The organism is Xanthomonas sp. LMG 12461 (assembly GCF_009192935.1).
GTDB lineage: Bacteria > Pseudomonadota > Gammaproteobacteria > Xanthomonadales > Xanthomonadaceae > Xanthomonas_A > Xanthomonas_A sontii.
Genome location: NZ_NQYT01000060.1, coordinates 72,562 through 93,903, shown reverse-complemented (window position 1 = coordinate 93,903; position 21,342 = coordinate 72,562). Strand labels below are relative to the sequence as shown.

General features: G+C 70.4%; 21 protein-coding genes. 16 read left to right on the top strand and 5 right to left on the bottom strand.

Annotation, left to right across the window (positions count from 1 at the left end; all coding sequences use genetic code 11):
• Position 1: 1 nt before the first annotated feature.
• Positions 2-253 carry a GlsB/YeaQ/YmgE family stress response membrane protein gene (locus CEK68_RS15585; RefSeq protein WP_017908994.1) on the bottom strand — a complete coding sequence of 84 codons (252 nt, stop codon included), beginning with the start codon at positions 251-253 and terminating at the stop codon, positions 2-4.
• A gap of 129 nt (positions 254-382) precedes the next feature.
• On the opposite strand from CEK68_RS15585, the gene CEK68_RS15580 reads away from it, so the two are divergent.
• The 12 genes from CEK68_RS15580 (at position 383) to CEK68_RS15525 (ending at position 11,339) form a co-directional block, all read left to right on the top strand.
• Positions 383-1,006, top strand: a complete 624-nt coding sequence (locus tag CEK68_RS15580) for a 4'-phosphopantetheinyl transferase superfamily protein (protein WP_152239915.1) — start codon at positions 383-385, stop codon at positions 1,004-1,006.
• Positions 1,007-1,189: 183 nt separating this feature from the next.
• On the top strand, positions 1,190-2,455 hold the full coding sequence (locus tag CEK68_RS15575) for a Fic family protein (protein WP_226977909.1): 1,266 nt from the start codon (positions 1,190-1,192) through the stop codon (positions 2,453-2,455).
• Between the two features lie 88 nt (positions 2,456-2,543).
• Positions 2,544-3,185, top strand: a complete 642-nt coding sequence (gene rsmG, locus CEK68_RS15570; RefSeq protein ID WP_043093832.1) for a 16S rRNA (guanine(527)-N(7))-methyltransferase RsmG — start codon at positions 2,544-2,546, stop codon at positions 3,183-3,185.
• An 89-nt stretch (positions 3,186-3,274) separates the two neighbouring features.
• Complete coding sequence (locus tag CEK68_RS15565; protein ID WP_017913880.1) at positions 3,275-4,072, top strand: AAA family ATPase; 798 nt, start codon at positions 3,275-3,277, stop codon at positions 4,070-4,072.
• Positions 4,072-4,992, top strand: coding sequence for a ParB/RepB/Spo0J family partition protein (locus CEK68_RS15560; protein ID WP_010342746.1), 921 nt, complete (start codon positions 4,072-4,074; stop codon positions 4,990-4,992). The genes CEK68_RS15565 and CEK68_RS15560 overlap by 1 nt, the downstream gene beginning before the upstream one ends.
• A gap of 36 nt (positions 4,993-5,028) precedes the next feature.
• A complete protein-coding gene (locus tag CEK68_RS15555) occupies positions 5,029-5,337 on the top strand; it encodes a helix-hairpin-helix domain-containing protein (RefSeq protein WP_017908743.1) in 309 nt (102 codons plus the stop codon).
• Between the two features lie 40 nt (positions 5,338-5,377).
• A complete protein-coding gene (locus CEK68_RS15550) occupies positions 5,378-6,103 on the top strand; it encodes a suppressor of fused domain protein (protein WP_150410184.1) in 726 nt (241 codons plus the stop codon).
• Between the two features lie 58 nt (positions 6,104-6,161).
• Complete coding sequence (locus CEK68_RS15545; protein ID WP_017908745.1) at positions 6,162-7,127, top strand: NAD-dependent epimerase/dehydratase family protein; 966 nt, start codon at positions 6,162-6,164, stop codon at positions 7,125-7,127.
• An 86-nt stretch (positions 7,128-7,213) separates the two neighbouring features.
• Positions 7,214-7,936 (top strand): glycosyltransferase family 2 protein, encoded by a 723-nt coding sequence (locus CEK68_RS15540; protein ID WP_043093826.1) that lies wholly within the window; start codon positions 7,214-7,216, stop codon positions 7,934-7,936.
• 1 nt (position 7,937) lies between these two features.
• A complete protein-coding gene (locus CEK68_RS15535; protein WP_152181456.1) occupies positions 7,938-8,279 on the top strand; it encodes a lipid-A-disaccharide synthase N-terminal domain-containing protein in 342 nt (113 codons plus the stop codon).
• A gap of 340 nt (positions 8,280-8,619) precedes the next feature.
• Positions 8,620-9,144: a transposase gene (locus CEK68_RS15530; protein ID WP_226977907.1), complete on the top strand. Its 525-nt coding sequence runs from the start codon at positions 8,620-8,622 to the stop codon at positions 9,142-9,144.
• A 380-nt stretch (positions 9,145-9,524) separates the two neighbouring features.
• Positions 9,525-11,339, top strand: coding sequence for a DUF885 family protein (locus tag CEK68_RS15525; protein WP_193314222.1), 1,815 nt, complete (start codon positions 9,525-9,527; stop codon positions 11,337-11,339).
• Between the two features lie 57 nt (positions 11,340-11,396).
• Here CEK68_RS15525 and CEK68_RS15520 read toward each other — a convergent pair whose 3' ends face one another.
• The 4 genes from CEK68_RS15520 to CEK68_RS15505 are packed head-to-tail and all read right to left on the bottom strand — an operon-like array spanning position 11,397 to position 17,452.
• A complete protein-coding gene (locus CEK68_RS15520) occupies positions 11,397-14,606 on the bottom strand; it encodes a CusA/CzcA family heavy metal efflux RND transporter (RefSeq protein WP_152239914.1) in 3,210 nt (1,069 codons plus the stop codon).
• 10 nt (positions 14,607-14,616) lie between these two features.
• Positions 14,617-15,807 (bottom strand): efflux RND transporter periplasmic adaptor subunit, encoded by a 1,191-nt coding sequence (locus tag CEK68_RS15515; RefSeq protein ID WP_152239913.1) that lies wholly within the window; start codon positions 15,805-15,807, stop codon positions 14,617-14,619.
• Complete coding sequence (locus CEK68_RS15510; RefSeq protein ID WP_152239912.1) at positions 15,804-17,057, bottom strand: TolC family protein; 1,254 nt, start codon at positions 17,055-17,057, stop codon at positions 15,804-15,806. The genes CEK68_RS15515 and CEK68_RS15510 overlap by 4 nt, the downstream gene beginning before the upstream one ends.
• Positions 17,058-17,113: 56 nt before the next feature.
• Entirely contained in the window at positions 17,114-17,452 is a 339-nt protein-coding gene (locus CEK68_RS15505; RefSeq protein ID WP_152239911.1) for a hypothetical protein, read from the bottom strand.
• A gap of 300 nt (positions 17,453-17,752) precedes the next feature.
• On the opposite strand from CEK68_RS15505, the gene rpmB reads away from it, so the two are divergent.
• The 4 genes from rpmB to CEK68_RS15485 all read left to right on the top strand — a co-directional run bounded on the left by rpmB (position 17,753) and on the right by CEK68_RS15485 (position 21,285).
• Positions 17,753-17,989, top strand: coding sequence for a 50S ribosomal protein L28 (rpmB, locus tag CEK68_RS15500; RefSeq protein ID WP_010342733.1), 237 nt, complete (start codon positions 17,753-17,755; stop codon positions 17,987-17,989).
• 10 nt (positions 17,990-17,999) lie between these two features.
• Positions 18,000-18,167 carry a 50S ribosomal protein L33 gene (gene rpmG, locus CEK68_RS15495; protein WP_169411268.1) on the top strand — a complete coding sequence of 56 codons (168 nt, stop codon included), beginning with the start codon at positions 18,000-18,002 and terminating at the stop codon, positions 18,165-18,167.
• 160 nt (positions 18,168-18,327) lie between these two features.
• Positions 18,328-19,746, top strand: coding sequence for a cardiolipin synthase (cls, locus tag CEK68_RS15490; RefSeq protein ID WP_152239910.1), 1,419 nt, complete (start codon positions 18,328-18,330; stop codon positions 19,744-19,746).
• Positions 19,747-19,857: 111 nt separating this feature from the next.
• Complete coding sequence (locus CEK68_RS15485; RefSeq protein ID WP_152239909.1) at positions 19,858-21,285, top strand: FAD/NAD(P)-binding protein; 1,428 nt, start codon at positions 19,858-19,860, stop codon at positions 21,283-21,285.
• Positions 21,286-21,342: the final 57 nt, after the last annotated feature.

Sequence of the window (21,342 nt, the reverse complement as noted above, 5' to 3'; positions counted from 1 at the left end):
GTCAGCGCGCGCGGCCGCGGGTGAACAGGTTGACGATCGCCAGCAGGATGATGGCGCCGATCAACGAGTACAGGAACGTCCACAGGGTGATCGCCTGGTTGATGCCGCCGCCGAACAGCCAGCCGGCGATCAGCGCGCCGACGATGCCGACCACGATGTTCAGAATGATGCCCTGCTGTGCGTCACGGCGCATGATGATGCTGGCCAGCCAGCCCACGATGCCGCCGACGATCAACCAGATGATGATGCCCATGCGTCAGACTCCTCGGTTCGGCCCGCACCAGGAGCGGTGGGGTGCGCGTCATTTAAGGAGCGCCGCCGTGAAGCGGCCGTATAGCGCCGGCCCCGCCGCGCAGCGGCCATTGCGCTTTGTGGGCGCGGCGTGAGCGCGCCGACGCCGCCCGTGGCCGACGGCGCCGAGCCGCCGGACTGGCGCCTCGGCCCGGTGGCGCTGTGGCTGCGCCCGCATCCGCCGCGGACCTCCGGCGAGGCGCAGGCGCGGCGCCTGCTGGCCGGCGAACTGGCGGTGCCGGCGGCGCAATTGCCGCTGCGCCGCGACGCCCGCGGCCGGCCCGGCCTGCATGCACCGCTGGCGCACGTGGACACCGGTTGGAGCCACAGCGGCGACTACCTGCTGGTGGCGGTGGCCGCGCACGCGCGGCTGGGGGTGGACATCGAGCGCCAGCGGCCACGGCCGCGCCTGCTGGAACTGGCGCAGCGCTTCTTCCACCCGGACGAGGTCGCGCTGCTGGCCGCGCTGGCGGCGCCGGCGCGCGAGGCGCTGTTCTTCCGCCTGTGGTGCGCCAAGGAAGCGCTGCTCAAGGCGCATGGCCACGGCATCGCCTTCGGCCTGCACCGGCTGCGCTTCGCCGAGGACGCCGGCGGCGCGCTGCGCCTGGTCTGGTGCGACCCGGGCCTGGGCACGGCCGAGGCCTGGCACCTGCACGAATGGGAGGCCGCGCCCGGCTACCGGGCGGCGCTGGCCTGGTGGCCAGGGCTGCCGTAGGTTCCATGCCTCTGGATCGTGTTGCAGCCCTGTGATTCCGATGTCGACCTCGTTGGCTGGGCAGGTCGTGCTTTGGTGTAATTTGATGTAAAAAGATATACGTTTTTATAGGAAAACGCGATGAGGCTCCCTGTGCCGCCCCCAGACAGCTGGCGTCTTCTTGCTGATGAACCTGAACGCATGATGAAGGTATTCAGGTCGAAGATCGGTCCCGAGGTGGCTGGAAGCTACGAACACTGGGACAAACTCAGGCATAGAGTCGCGCCAGACGGCCTCACCACAGAAGAATGGTGGGCTGGCATCAAGTGGAGCCGTCAAGCGCTGGCGCGCGAACTTGATCTGGTGGACAAAGACGACGAGAACTTCGTCGTTTCCATTACCGATTCGATGCAGCGCAGACTTCACTACATTGATCGCGAGGCGGCTGGGGCGATCAAAGGAATGGAGAGCAGCGGTGGACAGAATAGATTTCTGATCCGTTCGCTGATCGAGGAGGCCATGACGTCGTCCCAGCTTGAGGGAGCCACTACCACCCGCGCGGTTGCAAAAGAGATGCTATCGACTGGCAGACTGCCGCGCGATCAGTCGGAGCGAATGATCTACAACAACTACCTCGCGATGAACATGATTCGCGACAGGGGGAAGCGGCCAATCACGCCCGAGGAGGTGCTGGAGCTGCATAGCATCCTGACGGACGGGACGCTGGAAAGCGCGGAATATTCTGGTCGATATCGTTCGGTGGGAGACAATGTCGTCATCTACGACCGAGGTTCCCCGCCGACGCTGCTGCATGTCCCGCCGCCTGCAATCCAAGTGGCGGACAGGATGAGACGGCTTTGCGCGTTCGCGAACGACACGGCGAGCGAAACCTTCATCCATCCTGTCGTGCGCGCCATCGCAATTCACTTCCAGATCGGCTACGACCATCCATTCGTTGATGGGAACGGACGAACGGCCAGGGCGCTCTTCTACTGGAACATGATGAACTCCGGTTACTGGTTGACCGAATATCTGTCGATTTCGAGCGTGTTGAAGAAGTCGCCCGGGAAATACATGCGGGCTTATCTCTACACCGAGAGCGATGGCGCCGATCTGAGCTATTTCGTCTCGCAGCAGTTGGAAGCGATCGAGCAGTCCATCCAGGCGTTGCACACGTATATCGCGAAGAAGCAGCAGGAAGATCGGCTTGCGCGTCACGTGCTGCGCAAGGCGCATGTGGGCGACGCTGTGCTGAATCACAGGCAGCGCGCCTTGCTGGCCAATGCACTGAAGGATCCTGATCGGCCATACACCGTGGCCGGGCATCGGTCGGCGCACACGATCACCTATCCAACAGCGCTGGGCGACCTGAACTCCCTGGTCGCCGCGGGCCTGCTCTACAAGCAACGGGTCGGCAAGGCGTTCGAATACTACCCGGTACCTGGCCTCGCACGGATGTTGGGAGCCTGACCGTCCCAGGCGGGTGCTGAGCCTCTATACGTTCCGGGAAATGCCTCGGCCAGAGTGCGGCAGCGGCAGCACCTGCGATAATCCGCCGATGACCGATGCCTCTCTTCCCGATTCCGTCCGCGTCGCGCTCGAACAGGGCCTGCACGCGCAAGGCCTGGACGCGGCCGCGCTGGCGCCGCCGCTGCTGGCCTATCTGGCGCTGCTGACGCGCTGGAACCGCACCTACAACCTGACCGCGATCCGCGACCCGCACGAGATGGTGACCCGCCATCTGCTGGATTCGCTGGCGATGCAGCCGTTCGCCCAGGAGGGCGCGCTGGCCGACCTGGGCACCGGCCCGGGACTGCCCGGCATTCCGCTGGCGATCGCGCGGCCGCAGCTGCGGGTGACCCTGGTCGAAAGCAACGGCAAGAAGGCGCGGTTCCTGCGCGAGGCGGTACGCCAGCTGCGCCTGGACAACGCGCGCGTGGCCGAGTCGCGCGCCGAGGCGCTGGACGAGGCCGGCGCCTACGACCTGCTGACCGCACGCGCGCTGGACACCCTGGCCGGCATCGTCGCCGTCGGCGGCCACCTGCTGCGCCCGGGCGGGCGCCTGCTGGCGATGAAGGGCGTACGCCCGGACGAGGAGATCGCCGCGCTGCCGCCGGGCTGGGTGGCGCCGACGGTGCACCCGCTGCAGGTCCCCGGCCTGGGCGCCGACCGCCACCTGGTAGTGGTCGAGCGCGGTTGAGCGGCGGCCGCGGCCGGCCCCGATTTCCGCCAGGGGGGGCTGTGACCGCATAATGCCCGGTCCCACCCCATCGCCGACGAGGCTCCCGCATGGCCCGCATCATCGCCATCGCCAACCAGAAGGGCGGCGTCGGCAAGACCACCACCGCGGTCAACCTGGCCGCGTCGCTGGCGCGGCAGTCGCAGCGCGTGCTGCTGGTGGACCTGGACTCGCAGGGTAATGCGACGATGGGCAGCGGCATCGACAAGCGCGAGCTGGCCGCCTCCACCTGCGACGTGCTGCTCGGCGAGAGCAGCGCCGAACAGATCCGGGTGACCGCGCCGGAAGGCTTCGACCTGCTGCCGGGCAATATCGATCTCACCGCCGCCGAGATCCAGCTGATGGACCAGCCGGCGCGCGAGCAGCGGCTGAAGACCGCATTGGCGCCGCTGCGCGAGGCCTACGACTTCATCCTGATCGACTGCCCGCCTGCGCTGTCGCTGCTGACCCTGAACGCGTTGACCGCCGCCGACTCGGTGATCGTGCCGATGCAGTGCGAGTACTACGCGCTGGAAGGGCTGACCGCGCTGCTGGAGACCATCGAGGCGCTGCGCGCCGAGCTGAACCCGGCGCTGGAGATCGAAGGCGTGCTGCGCACCATGTTCGACGTGCGCAACAACCTGGCCAACGCGGTATCGGCGGAGCTGACCAACCACTTCGGCGACAAGGTGTTCCGCACCATCGTGCCGCGCAACGTGCGCCTGGCCGAGGCGCCCAGCCATGGCCAGAGCATCGTCGGCTACGACCGCACCTCGCGCGGCGGCGTCGCCTACCTGGGACTGGCCGGCGAGATCGTGCGCCGCCGCAACGAACGCAATCGGCCGATGCCGGCCATGGAGACCATCTGATGAGCGCCAAGCCCCCCGCCCTCGGAGCGAAGAAGCGCGGCCTCGGCCGTGGCCTGGAAGCGCTGCTGGGGCCGAAGGGCGCGGCCGCGCCGGTGCCCACCGCCGAAGTGCAGCCTGGCGAAAGCCTGCGCCGCCTGCCGGTCGGGCAGCTGCAGCCGGGCAAGTACCAGCCGCGGCAGGAGATGGACGAGGCCAAGCTGCAGGAGCTGGCCGAGTCGATCAAGGCGCAGGGCGTGATCCAGCCGATCGTCGCCCGCGAATTGGCGCCGGGCAGTTTCGAGATCGTCGCCGGCGAACGCCGCTGGCGCGCCTCGCAGCTGGCCGGCCTCAGCGAGGTGCCGGTGGTGGTGCGCGAGCTGGACGATCGCACCGTCATCGCCATGGCGCTGATCGAGAACATCCAGCGCGAGGACCTCAACCCGCTGGAAGAGGCGCAGGCGCTGCAGCGGCTGATCGACGAGTTCTCGCTGACCCACGCCGAGGCCGCCGAGGCGGTGGGCCGCTCGCGCGCGTCGGTGTCCAACCTGCTGCGCCTGCTGGAACTGCCGCCGGCGATCCGCGCGCTGCTGGAAGCGCGGCGCCTGGAGATGGGCCATGCGCGCGCGCTGCTGACGCTGTCGCCGGAGCTGGCCAGCCGCCTGGCCTCCGACGCCGCCGACCAGGGCTGGTCGGTGCGCGAGGTCGAGCACCGCGCCCAGCAGTTCGCCGCCGGCAAGGTGCCGAGCAACCGCAAGGCCAAGCCGGCGCGCACCGCGCCGCAGGCCGACATCGCCTCGCTGGAAACCGAGCTGTCCGAGTCGCTGGGGACCAAGGTGTCCATCGCCCATGGCCGCGGCGGCAAGGGCAAGCTGGTGATCCACTACACCGACCTGGACACGCTGGACGGCGTGCTCGAGAAACTGCGCCCGCGGCAGGCCTGAGCGCCGCCGCCCGCGTCCGCCAGGACCGTCCCCGCCATGCATCCCAGCAAGGTCGACCGTCACCACCTGCTGCGCCTGACCGACCTGCCCAACGTCGGGCCGGCCTGCGAGAAGGACCTGCGCCTGATCGGCATCCGCGTGCCGGCGCATCTGCAGGGCCGCGATCCCTACGACATGTACGCGCAGCTGTGCTTGCGCACGGGCGTGGTGCACGACCACTGCGTGATCGACGTGTTCCTGTCGATCGTGCGCTTCATGCAGGGCGAGACGCCGCGTCCGTGGTGGGAATTCAGCAAGGAGCGCAAGGCGGCGCTGGCCAAGGACGCGCCGCTGACCCTGCGCTGAGGCCGCGCGCCGCGGCGCTGGCCAGCAACCGGAGCATTGCATGAGCAACGAGGACACGCAGATCAGCCCGGGCGGCAGCCCGATCCTGCACCACCGCGAGGAAAAACCGTTCGCGCTGGCGAGCGGCGAGTCCTGCCTGGAGCAGATCGGCGCGCACATCGAACGCCACCTGGGGTCGGTCGCCGGCGTGCTGCACGAGATCATCTCCGACACCGTGCACCTGGATGTGCACGTGGTGCCCGCCACCGACGAGGTGCCGTATCTGCGGCTGGTCACCTCGGGAATGAGCGACCTGCCGATGGCCGTGCCCGAGGGCGTGGGGGCACCGCGCTTCATGGAGCTGATGCTGACCCTGCCGCCCGACTGGCCGATCACCCAGGACGATTTCCAGGATGAGCGCCATTACTGGCCGCTGCGCCTGCTCAAGACCCTGGCGCGGCTGCCGCACAAGTACGACACCTGGCTGGGCTTCGGCCACACCGTGCCCAATGGTCACCCGGCCGAACCGTACGCGCCCGGCGTCGGCTTCGACGGGGCGATCGTGCTGCCGCCGGTGAGCACGCCCGAGGCGTTTGGGGAACTGGTCGTCGATGCCGACAAGACCATCGTGTTCATGACCCTGGTGCCGCTGTATCCGGAAGAAATGGCGCTCAAGCTGAAGAAGGGCGCCGAGGCGCTGATGGACCGCTTCGACGCCAAGGGCCTGCAGGACGTGATCGATCCCGCCCGGCCCAATGTCGCCCGCAAGCGCTTCGGGCTGTTCTGACCTGCCGTTCCGATCCACACACCGCGCACGCCGTTCCACGCTTTCCAGGACTTTCGCCATGCCCATCCTCGTCACCGGCGCCGCCGGCTTCATCGGTGCCCACACCGTCCGTGCGCTGCGCGCCGCCGGGCAACTGGTGGTGGGCCTGGACAACTACAACGACTACTACGACCCGCAGCTCAAGCGCGACCGCGTCGCCGCGCTGTGCGCGAACGCGGACATCCGCACCCTGGACCTGACCGACCGCGACGGCCTGGCCGCGCTGTTCGACGAGGTGCAGCCGACCCGCGTGGTGCACCTGGCCGCGCAGGCCGGGGTGCGCTATTCGCTGCAGAACCCCTACGCCTACGTCGACAGCAACCTGGTCGGTTTCGTCAACATGCTGGAGCTGTGCCGGCACCGCGGCGTGGAGCATCTGGTCTATGCCTCCAGCAGCTCGGTGTACGGCGATTCGGCGACGCCGCCGTTCTCCGAGGACCAGCGCATCGACCAGCCGCGCTCGCTGTACGCGGCGACCAAGGCCGCCAACGAGCTGATGGCGCACACCTATGCGCAGCTGTACGGCCTGCGCGCCACCGGGCTGCGCTTCTTCACCGTGTACGGCCCCTGGGGCCGTCCGGACATGGCGCCGCTGCTGTTCAGCCGCGCGGTGCTGGCCGGGCGCCCGATCGAGGTGTTCAACCACGGCCGCATGCGCCGCGACTTCACCTTCGTTGCCGACATCGTCGCCGGCGTGCTCGGCGCGCTCGATCACCCCTCCAGCGAGCCGGTGCCGCACCGCGTGTTCAACCTCGGCAATCACACTCCGGTGGAACTGGAGCGCTTCATCGCGGTGATCGAGGACGCCGCCGGGCGCAGCGCCGAGAAACAGTATCGGCCGATGCAGCCGGGCGACATGATCGAGACGATGGCCGATACTGCGCGGGCCCACGCCGCGTTCGGCTTCGATCCGAGCACCCCGATCGAGGTCGGCCTGCCGCAGGTGGTGGCCTGGTGCCGGGAGTATTTCGGCGCCGCCGCCTGACGCTTCATCCGCGGATCATCGGTCCGCGGCACAATGCCTGCCGCTTTTTCCCCCACGCGCGCCCCGCGCCCAGCCTTGCCGAATCCATGAGCCAGCTTTCCCTCTCCGTCGTCGTCCCGGTGTTCAACGAGCGCGACAACGTGCCGCCGCTGGTCGCCGAGATCGTCGCCGCGCTGCGCGGCGCGATCGATTTCGAGATCGTCTACGTCGACGACCATTCGCGCGACGACACCCTGGCGGTGCTCGAAGGGCTGAAGGCGTCCACGCCGGAGCTGCGCGTGCTGCACCATGTCAGCCAGAGCGGGCAGAGCACCGCGGTGCGCAACGGCGTCAAGGCCGCGCGCGGGCTGTGGATCGCCACCCTGGACGGCGACGGCCAGAACGATCCGGCCGACATCCCCAAGCTGCTGGCCGCGCGCCAGGCAGCCGAGCCGCTGGTCAAGCTGTTCGCCGGCTGGCGGGTGTCGCGGCAGGATTCGGGCAGCAAGCGCTGGGCGTCCAAGTGGGCCAACGCGATCCGCGCGCGCATGCTGCGCGACGACACCCCGGACACCGGCTGCGGCATCAAGCTGTTCGAGCGCGAGGCATTCCTGGACCTGCCGTACTTCGACCACATGCACCGCTACCTGCCGGCGCTGATGCAGCGCGCCGGCTGGCAGACCCTGAGCGTGCCGGTCAATCACCGTCACCGCACCTCCGGCGTCTCCAAGTACAACAACCTCAACCGCGCCCTGGTCGGCATCCGCGACCTGCGCGGCGTGGCCTGGCTGATCGCGCGCAGCCGCCGCACCGCGGTGCAGGAGCGCTGAGATGGACGCGCATTTCCTCAACGAACCGATCCAGGCGCTGTACTGGACCGGGCTGCACGTCACCGGCTGGAAGCTGATCGGCTACGTCGGCGCGCTGATGTTCGGCGGCCGCTGGCTGGTGCAGTTCGTCGCCTCCAAGCGCGCTGGCAAGCCGGTGATCCCGCGCCTGTTCTGGTACATGAGCGTGGTCGGCAGCCTGATGACGCTGAGCTACTTCATGTTCTCGGCCAAGCAGGACTCGGTGGGCGTGCTGCAGAACCTGTTCCCCGCCTTCACCGCCTTCTACAGCCTGTACCTGGACATCAAGCACCGCGGCTGGCACCGCGACCGCGCCTCGCATTGAGCGCGGTGCCGCTGCGCGCGATTGCAGGCGGCGCATGATCGCAGGCGGCGCGTAACACTCCCCGATCGCGACCCGCCACTGTGGGAGGGACTTCAGTCCCGACGCGGGCATCTTCCACACCTCAGTGGTTCTACCGTCATTGCCGCCGATGACGCCAAGGCTCCACATGTGGGAGGGACTTCAGTCCCGACGCGTGAATCTTCCAGGTCTCGGTAGTGCCGCCCACTGCTTCACACAGCAGCGAGCACCGGCTTTCTGACGCCACGCCTGTGAGTTTCCCCACGCCTGTACCGATCGATCCCCGATGGTCCCGCATGATCCGCCCTGCAACCCTGGCGTCATGCACAGCAGAATTCCCCGAGATTACCGCGCGCTTCGTGCAGGACGCTGGAGCGAGACCGGACGCATCTATCTGGTCACCACAGTGACCTGGCAGCGCCAGCGCCTGTTCGAGGACTGGCGCTGCGCATGGGCAGCCGCGTCCTGCCTGGGCCATGCCGATACCTGGGCCGGCGCGCAGCTTCTGTGCTGGGTGCTGATGCCCGATCACTGGCATGGGCTGGTCATCCTCGAGCGCGGTGCTGCTCTGCCAACCGTCATGCGCGAGGCCAAGGGCCGCGCCGCGAGGTCAGCCAATCACGCGCGCGGCCGTGGCGGCGCGGTGTGGATGGAGGGGTTCCACGATCGCGCACTGCGCGATACGCGGCAGTTGCTGCCGGCCGCGCGCCACATCGTCGCCAACCCGTTGCGCGCAGGGCTGGTTCGCCGCGTCGGCGACTACCCGTACTGGGATGCGGTGTGGCTGTGTCCAGCCGTTACCGCGCCGTGCGCGGCATCATGCTCGGGTGCAAGTGCGACGGCGTGATGCCGTGCAGACCGACGGTGAGGCTTGCGGTCGCATGGTCGATGTCGGCACCAGCAGGCCTGCGACCGCTGCAATGGCTGCAGTTGCTGCTGGATGCTGTCGCAGGCGGAGCGACCGCGCGTCGGGACTGAAGTCCCTCCCACAATGGGAAGCCATCCTGCGCAGCGGCAGCGGCAGCAGCCGCAGCCGCAGCCGCATCCAGCCAGAGCTACAGCTACAGCTATAGCTAGGCCAGCGATGCAGTTCCTGAGTTGCAGCCCGGTACACCGCTGCGAGGCGCGTCTCCGTTCCCTGCATCGCCCCACACAGGACTTCCGGCCCACCCGCCAGGCCGGGCGGTGATGCGATCATCGACGATCCGTTCCCGCCGTGTGCCGCCCATGCCCATGCTCGCCAAGACCCCGCTGGCCGTTTCCCTGCTGCTCGCTTTTGCCGTGGCCGCACCCGCACTGGCCGCACCGCCGTCGTCGGCGTCGTCCAGCGCAGCGCCGGCCACGGCCAACGCCAGCGCCGCCGATGCGCGCTTCCAGGCCATCTACGAGAAGGAGTGGGCCTGGCGCCAGGCGCAGCTCGGCCAGGCCGACGAGGACAGCGACAGTAGTGGCGACAACACCCATCTGCCCGACGTCGGCGCGGCGGCGCAGGCGGCGCGCCTGAAGGTGTGGGAGGACGTGCTGCGGCAGCTGGACACGCTCGATGCGACCCAGCTTTCGCCCGAGAACCAGGTCAACCTGGCGGTGTACCGGCCGCAGGTGGAGAACCTGGCCGCGTCGGTGCGCCTGCGCGCCTACGAAATGCCGTTCAATTCCGACAGCGCGTTCTGGTCGGACCTGGCGTTCATGGCCCGGCGCACGCTGCGCACGCCCGACGAGTACCGCGCCTACATCGCGCGGCTGGAGGACGTGCCGCGCTACTTCGCGCAGCAGACCGACAACATGCGCGCCGGGCTCAAGCGCGGCTTCAGCGTGCCGCGCGCGGTGCTCGACGGCCGCGATGGCGCCATCGCCACCGTGGCCGAACTGAAGGATCCGACCGCGGCGGTGCTGTACACGCCGTTCAAGCAGATGCCGGCGCAGATTCCCGCCGCCGAGCAGGCGCAGCTGCGCGCGCAGGCGCAGGCGGCGCTGCGCGACAAGGTGATCCCGGCCTACGCGCAACTGCTGACCTTCTATCGCCAGGAGTACATGCCGCAGGCGCGCACCACGCTGGCGGCCGAAGCCCTGCCCGACGGCAAGGCCTACTACCGGCAGCAGATCCGCGAGTACACCACGCTGGACATGGACCCCGAGCAGATCCACCAGCTCGGCCTGCGCGAAGTGGCGCGGATCCAGAAGGAGATGGACGCGATCATCCAGCAGGTCGGCTTTCACGCGCCGGCCGGGCAGAAGACCTTCCCGGCGTTCCTGCAGTTCCTGCGCACCGATCCGCAGTTCTACGTGAAGACCCCGCAGGAACTGCTCGATCGCGCCGCATGGATCGCCAAGCGCGTGGACGGCGAGGTCGGCAAGTTCATCGGTACGCTGCCGCGCGGGCGCTTCACCATCGTGCCGGTGCCGGCGGACATCGCCCCGTTCTGGACCGCCGGCCGCGGCGGCGTCGGCACCTACTGGCTCAACACCTACGACCTGCCGTCGCGGCCGCTGTACAACCTGCCGGCGCTGACCCTGCACGAATCCTCGCCGGGCCATTCGCTGCAGGGTGCGCTGGCCGAGGAGCAGGGCGCGCAGCCGGCGTTCCGCCGCGAGAACTACATTTCGGCCTACGGCGAGGGCTGGGCGCTGTACACCGAGAAGCTGGGCAAGGAGATGGGCATCTACGCCACGCCCTACGAGGACTTCGGCCGGCTCAGCTACGAGATGTGGCGCGCCTGCCGCCTGGTGATCGATACCGGCGTGCACCACAAGGGCTGGACCCGCGCGCAGGCGCAGGCCTACCTGCGCGAGCGCACCGCGCTCAGCGAGCACGAGGTCACCACCGAGGTCGACCGCTACATTTCCTGGCCGGGCCAGGCGTTGAGCTACAAGCTCGGCGAGCTGACCATCCTCGATCTGCGCGCCGAGGCCGAGCGCGAACTCGGCGCTGACTTCGACATCAAGTCCTTCCATGACGCGGTGCTGCAGCAGGGCTCGGTGCCGCTGCCGGTGCTGCAGCAGCAGATCCGCGCCTACATCGCCGCGCGCAAGAAGAAGGCCTGACCGCCGCCGCGCAGGCCGGCGCCGCTTCCCGCGAGAAGCGCGCCGGCCTGTGCTGGATCAGCCCGCCACGCGCGGCCCGGCCACGCGTGCGGCAAACGTCGGCAACACCAGCAAGGTCAGCGCGGTGGCGGTGATCAGCCCGCCGATCACCACCGTCGCCAGCGGTTTCTGCACCTCCGCACCGGAGCCGCTGGCGATCGCCATCGGAATGAAACCGACGATCGCGACCAGCGCGGTGGTCAACACCGCGCGGATGCGGCTGCCCGCGCCGTCGATCGCCGCCTGCAGCGGCAGGTCGCCGGCCTCCAGGCGCTCGCGGATCGCCTGCATCAGCACCAGGCCGTTCAAGGTGGCCACGCCGGAGACGGCGATGAAGCCCACCGCGGCCGACACCGAGAACGGCATGCCGCGCAGCAGCAGGGCGAGCAGGCCGCCGACCAGCGCCAGCGGCACGCAACTGAACACCAGCACCGCTTCCTTGACGCTGCGCAGAGCCATGAACAGCAGGCCGCCGATCAGCAGGAACACCACCGGCACCACGGTCGCCAGCCGCCGCTCGGCACGCTGCAGGTTCTCGAACTGGCCGCCCCAGGCCAGGTAGGCACCGGGCGGCAACGGCACGTCGGCCACCGCAGCCTGCGCCGCGCCGACGAAGCCGCCCAGGTCGCGGCCGCGCACGTTGGCCTGCACCACCACGCGGCGGCTGCCGTTGTCGCGGCTGATCTGGTTCGGCCCTTCGCTGACGGCGATGCGCGCCACCGACGACAGCGGGATCACCTGTCCGGTCGGCGTGGCGATCGGCAGCGCGGCCAACTGATCCGGGTCGTTGCGCGCGGCGTCGTCCATCCGCACCACCACGTCGAAGCGACGGTCGCCCTCGAAGATCTTGCCGGCGGCGCGGCCGCCGATGCCGGTGGCCAGCGCGTCGCTCACGTCGGCCGCGCTCAGCCCGACCTGTGCCGCCGCCGTGTGGTCGATGGTCACATCCAGCGTGGGCAGCCCGGAAATCTGCTCGACCCGCACGTCGGCCGCGCCCTCCACCGCGCGCAGCGTCGATGCGATCTGCTCGGCCACCTTCTGCAACTGGCCGAAGTCGTCGCCGAAGATCATCACCGCCAGGTCGGTGCGCACGCCGGAGATCAGTTCGTTGAAGCGCAATTCGATCGGTTGGCTGAACTCGAAGCTGTTGCCGAGCTGCTGCCCCGCCAGCGCCTCCAGGCGGGCCACCAGTCGCTCCTTGTCCAGCGCCGGATCGGGCCAGTCCTTGCGCGGCTTGAGCACGATCACGCTGTCGGAGATGTTGGTCGGCATCGGGTCGATCGCCGCCTCGGCGGTGCCTGTCCGCGAGAACACCGTCGCCACTTCCGGCTGCGCGGCGATGGCCTTTTCCAGCGCCAGCTGCATCGCCAGCGACTGTTCCAGCGAGGTGGACGGCACGCGCAGCGCCTGCATCGCCACATTGCCTTCGTCCAGCGTCGGCATGAATTCGCGGCCCAGCAGCGCGAACGCGCCGACGCCCGCCAGCAGCATCGCCACCGCACCGCCGGCGACCGTGCGCGGATGCGCGACGGCCGCGCGGATCACCGGCGCGATGCGCGTGCGCAGTGCGCGGAGCAGCCGCGTTTCGTGCGCGTCGTCGGTTGCATGCGCCGCCTCGTCCTGCAGCGTCGGCTCGCGCACCAACAGCGCGGCCATCGCCGGCACGAAGGTGAAGGAAAACAGGAACGCACCGACCAGGGCCAGCATGAAGGTGGCCGCCATCGGCTGGAACGTCTTGCCCTCCACGCCTTCCAGGGTGAGGATCGGCGCGAACACCAGCAGGATGATCAACTGGCCGAAGGCCGCCGGCCGCGCCATCTTGCGCGCCGCCTCGGCGGCCACGCCCAGGCGCTCGGTCGCGCTCAACGCACGGCCCAGCGCGGCGCGGCGCTGGCCCAGCAACAGCAGGGTCGCTTCGATCACGATCACCGCCCCGTCCACCAGGATGCCGAAGTCCAGCGCACCCAGGCTCATCAGGTTGCCGCTGATGCCGAAGCGGTGCATGCCGATCACCGCGAACAGGAACGACAAGGGAATCACCAGCGCGGTGATCGCGGCCGCACGCAGGTTGCCCAGCAGCAGGAACAGGATCACCACCACCAGCAGCGCGCCCTCGGTGAGGTTCCTGGCCACGGTCCTGATGGTCGCGTTGACCAGCACGCTGCGGTCCAGCACCGGCGCCGCCACGATGTCAGGCGGCAGCGACGCGTTCACCTGCGCCAGCCGCGCGGCCGCGGCCTGCGCCACAGTGCGGCTGTTGCCGCCGGCGAGCATCAGCGCGGTCCCCAGCACCGCCTCGTGGCCGTTGCGGCTGGCCGCGCCCAGGCGCGGGGCGCGACCGGAGGCGACCGCGGCCACGTCGGCCACGCGCACCACCATGCCGTTGCGGGTGGCCACCGGCGCCTGCGCGAGATCGTCGGCGCTCAGCGCCAGGCCGTCGGCGCGCACCACCAGGCCTTCGCCGGCGCGCTGCACGAAGCCGGCGCCGGCCTGCACGTTGGCGCGCTGCAGGGCGGTGACCAGGTCGGCCAGGCCCAGGCCGTGCGCGGCCAGCCTGGCAGTGTCCGGATGCACCCCGTATTCCTTGACGTAGCCGCCGACCGTATCGACGCCGGCCAGTCCCGGGCTGGCGCGCATCTGCGGCGCGATGATCCAGTCCTGCACGGTGCGCAGATAGGTGGCGCGCTCCTGCGGCGTGCGCAGCAGTTCGCCGTCCGGCGTGCGGTAGACCTCCCCGGCCTGCCAGCCCGCCGCGCCCGGCCGGGCCAGCCGGGACGGATTGAACGCGGTGAAGTCCACCGTCCACATCAGTACCTCGCCCAGGCCGGTGGTCACCGGCGACAGCCGTGGCGTCACGCCGTCGGGCAACGCCTCGGCCGCCTCGCGCATGCGTTCGGCCACCTGCTGGCGCGCGAAGTAGAGGTCGGTCGCATCGGTGAAGATCGCGGTGACCTGCGAAAAGCCGTTGCGCGACAGCGAGCGGGTCGCGGTCAGGCCGGGGATGCCGGCCAGCGCGGTTTCCAGCGGGTAGGTCACCTGCCGCTCGATCTGCTCCGGGGTCAGGGCCGGCGCCACCGTGTTGAGCTGCACCTGGCGGTTGGTGATGTCCGGTACCGCGTCGATCGGCAGCCTGCCCAACTGGAACAGGCCCACGGCGGCGAGCAGCGCCGCCAGCGCCACCACCAGCCAGCGGTGGCGCACGGCGGTGTCGATGATCAGCTTGAACATGGTCGCCTCCTCAGTGGCCGTGGTCGGCGTCGCCCTTGGCCAGTTCGGCCTTGAGCAGGAAGGCGTTGGCGCCGACGATGCGTTCGTCGCCGCGCAGTCCGCCGAGGATCTCGATGCGGTCGCCGGCGCGCCGCCCGACCAGCACCGGCTGCGCCTTGAAGCCGCCCGCGACCGCCACGAACACCGCGTTGCGGCCCTCGACGGTCTGCACCGCATCGGCGGGGACGCTGAGCGCGCTGTCCTGGCCGTCGGCGACCAGCACCGCCGAGACCGGCGACCCGGCCGGCGGCAAGGGCGCAGCGACCGGCATCGCGCGGATCACCGCGGCGCCGCCCGGCTGGCGCAGGTCGGCCGCCGCCGCCGTGACCCGGGCGGCGAAGCTGCCACCCGTCCCGCGCACCTCCAGCGCCATGCCGGGCGCGACCTGCGCCGCCAGCGCCGGCGGCGCGCTGAACACCAGCTCGTTCATCGCCGGATCGGCGACCTCGGCCACCACGCTGCCGGCCGCGACCACGCTGCCGGGCGTGACCTGCACGCTGCCGACGGTGCCGGCCACCGGGCTGACGATGCGCACGCGGCCGCTGGCATCGGGGGCCCCGCTGGCCGCGGCCTGCGCCTGCGCGGCGGCGGCCTGGGCCCGCGCCGCCAGCGCCCGCGCATGCGAGGTTTCCAGCTCCTGGCGGGCGACCACGCCCTGTTCGACCAGGGCGCGGTCGCGGGCATGCGCCAGGCCGGCCGCCTTGGCCTCGGCCGCGGCCGCCAGCGCATTGGCGCGGAACACCGCGGCCTCGCCGCTGACCACGATGGCCAGCGGCTGCTGCGCCTGCACCACGTCGCCTGGCGCGACCAGCACGCGCTCGACCCGGCCGGTCACCGTCGAGGCGACCGAGGCGCGCGCGCCCACCGCCGGTTCGACCCGCCCGGCCAGGCGCACCGAGGCGCCGCCGCCGCGGCCGACCGCGACCACATCCAGGCCGGAGGCGGCGATCTGTTGCGGCGTCAGCCGCACCACGTCGACGGCATCGGCATCGGCATCGGCATCGGCATCGGCACCGGCCTCGGTCTTGGGCGCGGGATCGGGCGCTGAGTCATGGTGCGCGGCGTCGACCGCCGGGGCGGCCTGCCTGTCGCCGGCGCAGGCGGCCAGCAAGAGCGCCAGCAGCACGCTGCCGGCAAGGGAGATCGGACGGGACAGGTTCATTGGGCCTCCATGAACGGCGCGCGCCCTTCCAGGCGGGCCAGCTCGATTTCCGCCGCGACGCGCGCCAGGCGCGCGTCCACGGCGATGCCGCGCGCGGCGATGAGCGCAGCACGGGTGCTGCGCAGTTCCAGTTGCGTGATGCGACCGGCGTCGACGCCGATGCGGGCCAGGCGGTAGGCCTCCTGCGCCGCCGCCACACCGTCGTCGGCGGCGCGTGTGCGGCTGCCGGCGGCCTTCAGCGTGGCCAGCGCGGAGACGCGGTCGGCGGCGCTGGTGCGACGTTGTCGCTCCAGCCGTGCCTCCGCCGCGCGCCGTTCGGCGCTGGCGGCACGGATGCCGCCGTGGTTGCGATCGAACAGCGGCAGGCTGAGGCTGACGCCGAGCGTGTAGGCGTGGGCGCGGTCTTCGCGGAACCGCGTCTGCGCGGCGGTCAGGCTCAGCTCGGGTAGGGCACGCTTGCGCTCCACTTCGACCAGGCGATCAGCGGCCTCGGCTTCCGCAGCGGCGATGCGCACCGGCAGCGCTGCCGCCTCGGTTGCGCGCGGCGATGGCGGCGTGCGGTCGAGCAGGCTGCCATCGAGGGACTGCACCGGCATCTCCAGCAGGGCGATCGCCGCCAGGCGCGCCAGCGCCGTGTCGCGGAACGCCTGCGCTTCGTCCAGCGCCGCAGCGGCATCGGCCACTTCGCTGCGCGCCTGCACCGCGCGCAGTCGCGGCTCGCGGCCCTGCGCGACCATCGCCTCGACGGCGGCCGCGTCGTCGCGGATCAGGCCCAGCGCCTCCTCGGCCAGCGCGTAGCGGCGCAGCGCGCTTTCGGCCAGCGCGTAGGCCGAGGCCACCTCGCCGGCGGCCTCGCTGCGGCTCTGCGTGCCGCGCAGGGCCGCAGCGTCGGCGTCGGCGCGGGCCGCGCGGAGGCGCGCGCCGCGTTGGCCCCACAGTTCCAGCGGTTGCGACAGGGTCAGCGAGGTTTCGGCCCGGTCGGTGCCCGCATAAGTGCCGCTGCCCCAGGCGTTTTCGGTGGACCAGGACAGCGACGGGTTGGGCAGCGCCCGCGCCTGTTCGGCGCGCGCATCGGCGGCCTCGGTCAGCGCCGCGCCGACGCGGCTGCCGGGCAGTTGATCGAGACGTTGCAGCAAGGTGTCGTACGAAGGGGCGGTCTGCGCCATCGCCAGCGCGGCCGGGGCCAGGCCCAGCAGCACGGCGACGACCCGCCCGGCCGCGCGCGGCGGCCGACGTGTCGGAGTCGACATGAGGAAATTCCAGAGGTGAGGGAAACGGAAACCCGCGATCGCGGGACACGCTCAACTCACGCTCTGGGTGGGCGCTTCAATCCGTCCTGGACGACGCCTGCAGGTGGAGCGTCGACGGCCTGCATCCAGCGCGCCGGTCGCGGCGCGCCGAACACGGCGAGGGTGCTCGCCGGCAGGCTCAGATTCGAGTGGTGGCAATGGTTGTGGCTGCAGGCGCCGGCATGCTTGCCGTCGCTGTCCTCGCCATCGGCATGCGCCGCGGCGGGCGCGTGCACGGCGTCGGCCGATTCCGGCTCCAGCGCGCAGGCCAGCGCATCGGCCACCGGCACGACCACGAACGCCGCCAGCAGCAGCATCAGCAGGGAGGTACGCAGTGGACGGAACAGGCGGCGCATGGTCCGGGCGAGGCTAGCAAGCGGCTTGCGCCGGATACAATAGCAACGCCCGCCTGGTCCATCCGCCCGGACCCGCGCGCGGCGCCTGGTCCTGTGGACAACTTGCACAAGCCCTTGATCGCCTGCATAATGCGCGGCTCGCTGTGCCCGACGAGGTCGGGGCCGGCGGCCGGATGCGCGATCTCCGGCCGGCCTCTCCCAGCGTAACCGTTTGATTTCCCACGTCGCGTGGTGGCCGCAGGGCTGCCGGGGCCGCCGTCTCCCAGGCTATGGGCGACCAAACTACTATCGAGGTGCGCAATGTCCCGCGTATGCCAAGTGTCCGGCAAGCGTGTGCAGACGGGTAACAACGTCTCCCACGCCAACAACAAGACCCGCCGTCGTTTCCTGCCCAACCTGCACGAGCGTCGCTTCTGGGTCGCCAGCGAGAACCGCTGGGTCAAGCTGAAGGTTTCCGCGCACGCGCTGCGCACCATCGACAAGAACGGCATCGACACCGTTCTGGCTGAGCTGCGTGCGCGCGGCGAAAAGGTCTGAGGAGTAGAGCATCATGGCAGGCAAGCGCGATAAGGTCCGTATGATTTCCTCGGCCGGTACCGGCCACTTCTACACCACGGACAAGAACAAGAAGAACACCCCGGGGAAGATGGAATTCCTCAAGTACGATCCGGTCGTGCGCAAGCACGTCCTGTACAAGGAAGGCAAGATCAAGTGATCGGCTGATCCTCGGATCGCTGCTCACGTTGCACACGGAACCCGCCGCAAGGCGGGTTTCGTGCGTCTGGAACAAGGAAAAAGCGCACCGCCGCTGCGGCCATGGTTGCGTTTGCCGGCGCAGTCCGCAGAATCGGGCGACCTGGGTTGCGAGGATCGCGATGCTGCCGGTCTGGTTGGAAGGCACGTGGCTGCTGGCGCTGGACTGGCTGATCCGGCTGGTGGCGCTGTTGTGGATCCCCACCCGCACCACGCCGGGCGCGGCGCGCAGCTGGCTGTTGCTGGTGGGCTTCGTGCCGTTGCTGGGGCTGCCGCTGTACCTGTTGCTCGGCCACCCGTGGCTGTCGCGCGAGCGCGTCCGCCGCCAGGCGCTGGCCTCGCAGGTGATCCGCGAGCAGCAGGTGCCGCTGACCGCGCTGCGCTGGGCGCCGCCGGCCGATACCGTGGTCGCCGAAGTGGTGCCGCTGGTCGAGCGCCAGGGCGACTTCATGCCGACCCACGGCAACAGCGTCGAGCTGCTCGACCGCTACGCGCCCTCGCTGCAGGCGCTGATCGACGACATCGACGCGGCGGTCGAGCGTGTGCACCTGCTGTATTACCTGATGTTCGACGACGCGGTCGGCGACGCGGTGAGCGCGGCGCTGCTGCGCGCCGCCGCGCGCGGCGTGCAGTGCCGGCTGTTGCTGGATGCGCGCGGTGGCCGCCGCGGCCTGCGCCGCTACCGCAAGCGCCTGCATGCGGCCGGGGTCGAGGTGCAGGCGTTGCTGCCGGGCGGGCTACGCTGGCGCCGCAGCGGCCGCATGGACCTGCGCAACCACCGCAAGATCGCGGTGATCGACAACCGCGTCGGCTACATCGGCTCGCAGAACCTGGCCGAACCGCAGTTCGTCCCCGGCCATCCCAACCGCGAGCTGGTGGCGCGGGTGCAAGGGCCGGTGGTGGCGCACCTGGAAGCGGTGTTCGCCAGCGACTGGTTCATCGAGACCGGGCAGCGCCTGAGCGTGGTCGCGCCCGCCTCCATCCACGGCGGCGGCGTCGCCGCGCAGCTGTTGCCCAGCGGGCCGGCGTACCCGTTCGAGAACGCCCGCGACACGGTCAACGCGCTGATCCATCTGGCGCGGCGGCGCATCGTCATGGTCACGCCGTACTTCGTGCCGGACGAGGCCACGCTCAGCGCGCTGCGCATCGCCGCGCTGTCCGGGGTGGACGTTCAACTGATCCTGTCCGAGAGCAACAACCAGCGGCTCACCGCCTGGGCGCAGGAGGCCTATTACGACGAACTGCTGCGCAGCGGGGTCAAGATCGCGCTGTACCGGCCGTGCTTCCTGCACGCCAAGCACCTGAGCGTGGACGAGGGCATCGCCCTGGTCGGCTCGATCAACCTGGACATCCGCTCGTTCGCATTGAACGCCGAGGTCGGCATGCTGTGCTACAGCGCCGCGGTGGTGCAGCGGCTGCGTGCGGTGGAGGCCGACTACCTGGCCGACGCGCGGATGCTGACGCTGCAGGACTGGCGCAAGCGGCCGGCCTGGCGGCGCAGCCGCGAAGGCATCGCGCGCCTGGCCGATGCGCTGATGTGACGCATGCCGATGACAGGCGCATGACGCGCTCATGCGCGATCGGTGCCGGCACATGCACCACGGTTCTCAGCCGCGGGCCGGGCCGGTGGGGGCTTCCCTTACAATCGCGGCATGAATGAGCTTGTGCCCAGCGAACCGGCCGACGACGACTGCGACATCGCCATCGTCGGCGGCGGCGCGGCCGGCGTGCTGGTCGCGCTGCAGTTGCTGCGCCAGGCCGGTACCGCGCTGCGCGTGCAATTGATCGAATCGCAGCCGGCGCTGGCGCAGGGCGTGGCCTATGCGACGCCCTGCGCCGAACACCTGTTGAACGTGACGGCCGGGCGCATGAGCGCCTTCGCCGAGGCGCCCGACGACTTCCTCGACTGGCTGCAGCAGCAGGTGTTGTATCCGCAGCTGTCGCGCGCCGCGCTGGCCGAGGCCTATGTGCAGCGTCGCCATTACGCCGCCTATCTGCGCGCACGCCTGTGGCAGGCGCAGACCGCCGGGCCGGCGCGCCTGCAATGGCGCCAGGCGCGGGTGCTGGCGCTGCATCCGCAGCCGACGGGCGGTCAGATTCTGCAATTAGACGACGGTGGACAGCTGCACGCCGGCGCCACCGTGCTGGCGCTGGGCAACAGCCTGCGTCCGCTGCCGGCGCGCGGCGCCCCCAGTCTCGACGCGCCGTCGCGGATCGAGGCCTGGGATTATGCGCAGCTGCAGGCGGTTCCGCGCGAGGCCACGGTGTGCATCGTCGGCTCAGGGCTGAGCATGGCCGACAGCGTGCTGACCCTGCTGGCCAATGCGCACCGCGGCCCGGTGCACGTGGTCTCGCGGCACGCCTTGCTGCCGCTGCCGCACGCCGCGCATGGCGCGCCGGCCGATTTCGATGCGCAGGCGTTGCTGGCGATGCCGTTGCGCCAGCGCGTGCGCGCGCTGCGTCGCCACGCCGCCGCGGCACAGGCGCAGGGCCGGCCCTGGCAGAGCGTGATGGACCGGATACGCCCGCTGAGCCAGGCGCTGTGGCAGTCGCTGTCGGTGACCGAGCAGCGCCGCTTCCTGCGCCACGTGGTGCGCTACTGGGACGTGCACCGGCATCGCATCGCCGCGCCGGTCTTCGTGCAACTGCAGGCGATGCGCCGGGTCGGTCAGTTGCGCCTGCACCGCGCGCGGCTGGACACGGTGTTCCCGGTCGGCGCCTGCGTGCAGGTCAACGGCATGGGCGCCGACGGTGCGCCGCTGCAGCTCGACGCGCACTGCGTGATCAACGCCACCGGCGTCGAACTGCGCGCCCAGACCATGCGCAATCCGCTGCTGCACCAATTACTCGGCTGCGGCCATGCGCAGCCGGGGCCGCACGGCATCGGCGTGGGCAGCGCCGCCGATGGCGCGCTGCTCGACGCCGACGGCCGCGCCACGCCGCGCATCCGCGTGCTCGGCAGTCTGCGCATCGGCAGCCTGTGGGAAAGCCTGGCGATCCCCGAGCTGCGGGTGCAGGCGCAGCAGACCGCGCAGGCGCTGCTGGCGCTGGACGTGTCGGCCCGCGTCGCTGCGCAATGAACACCGCGGAACAGGCCTCGCTACGATGTATGTCGGCGCGTTGGTGACATCCGAAGG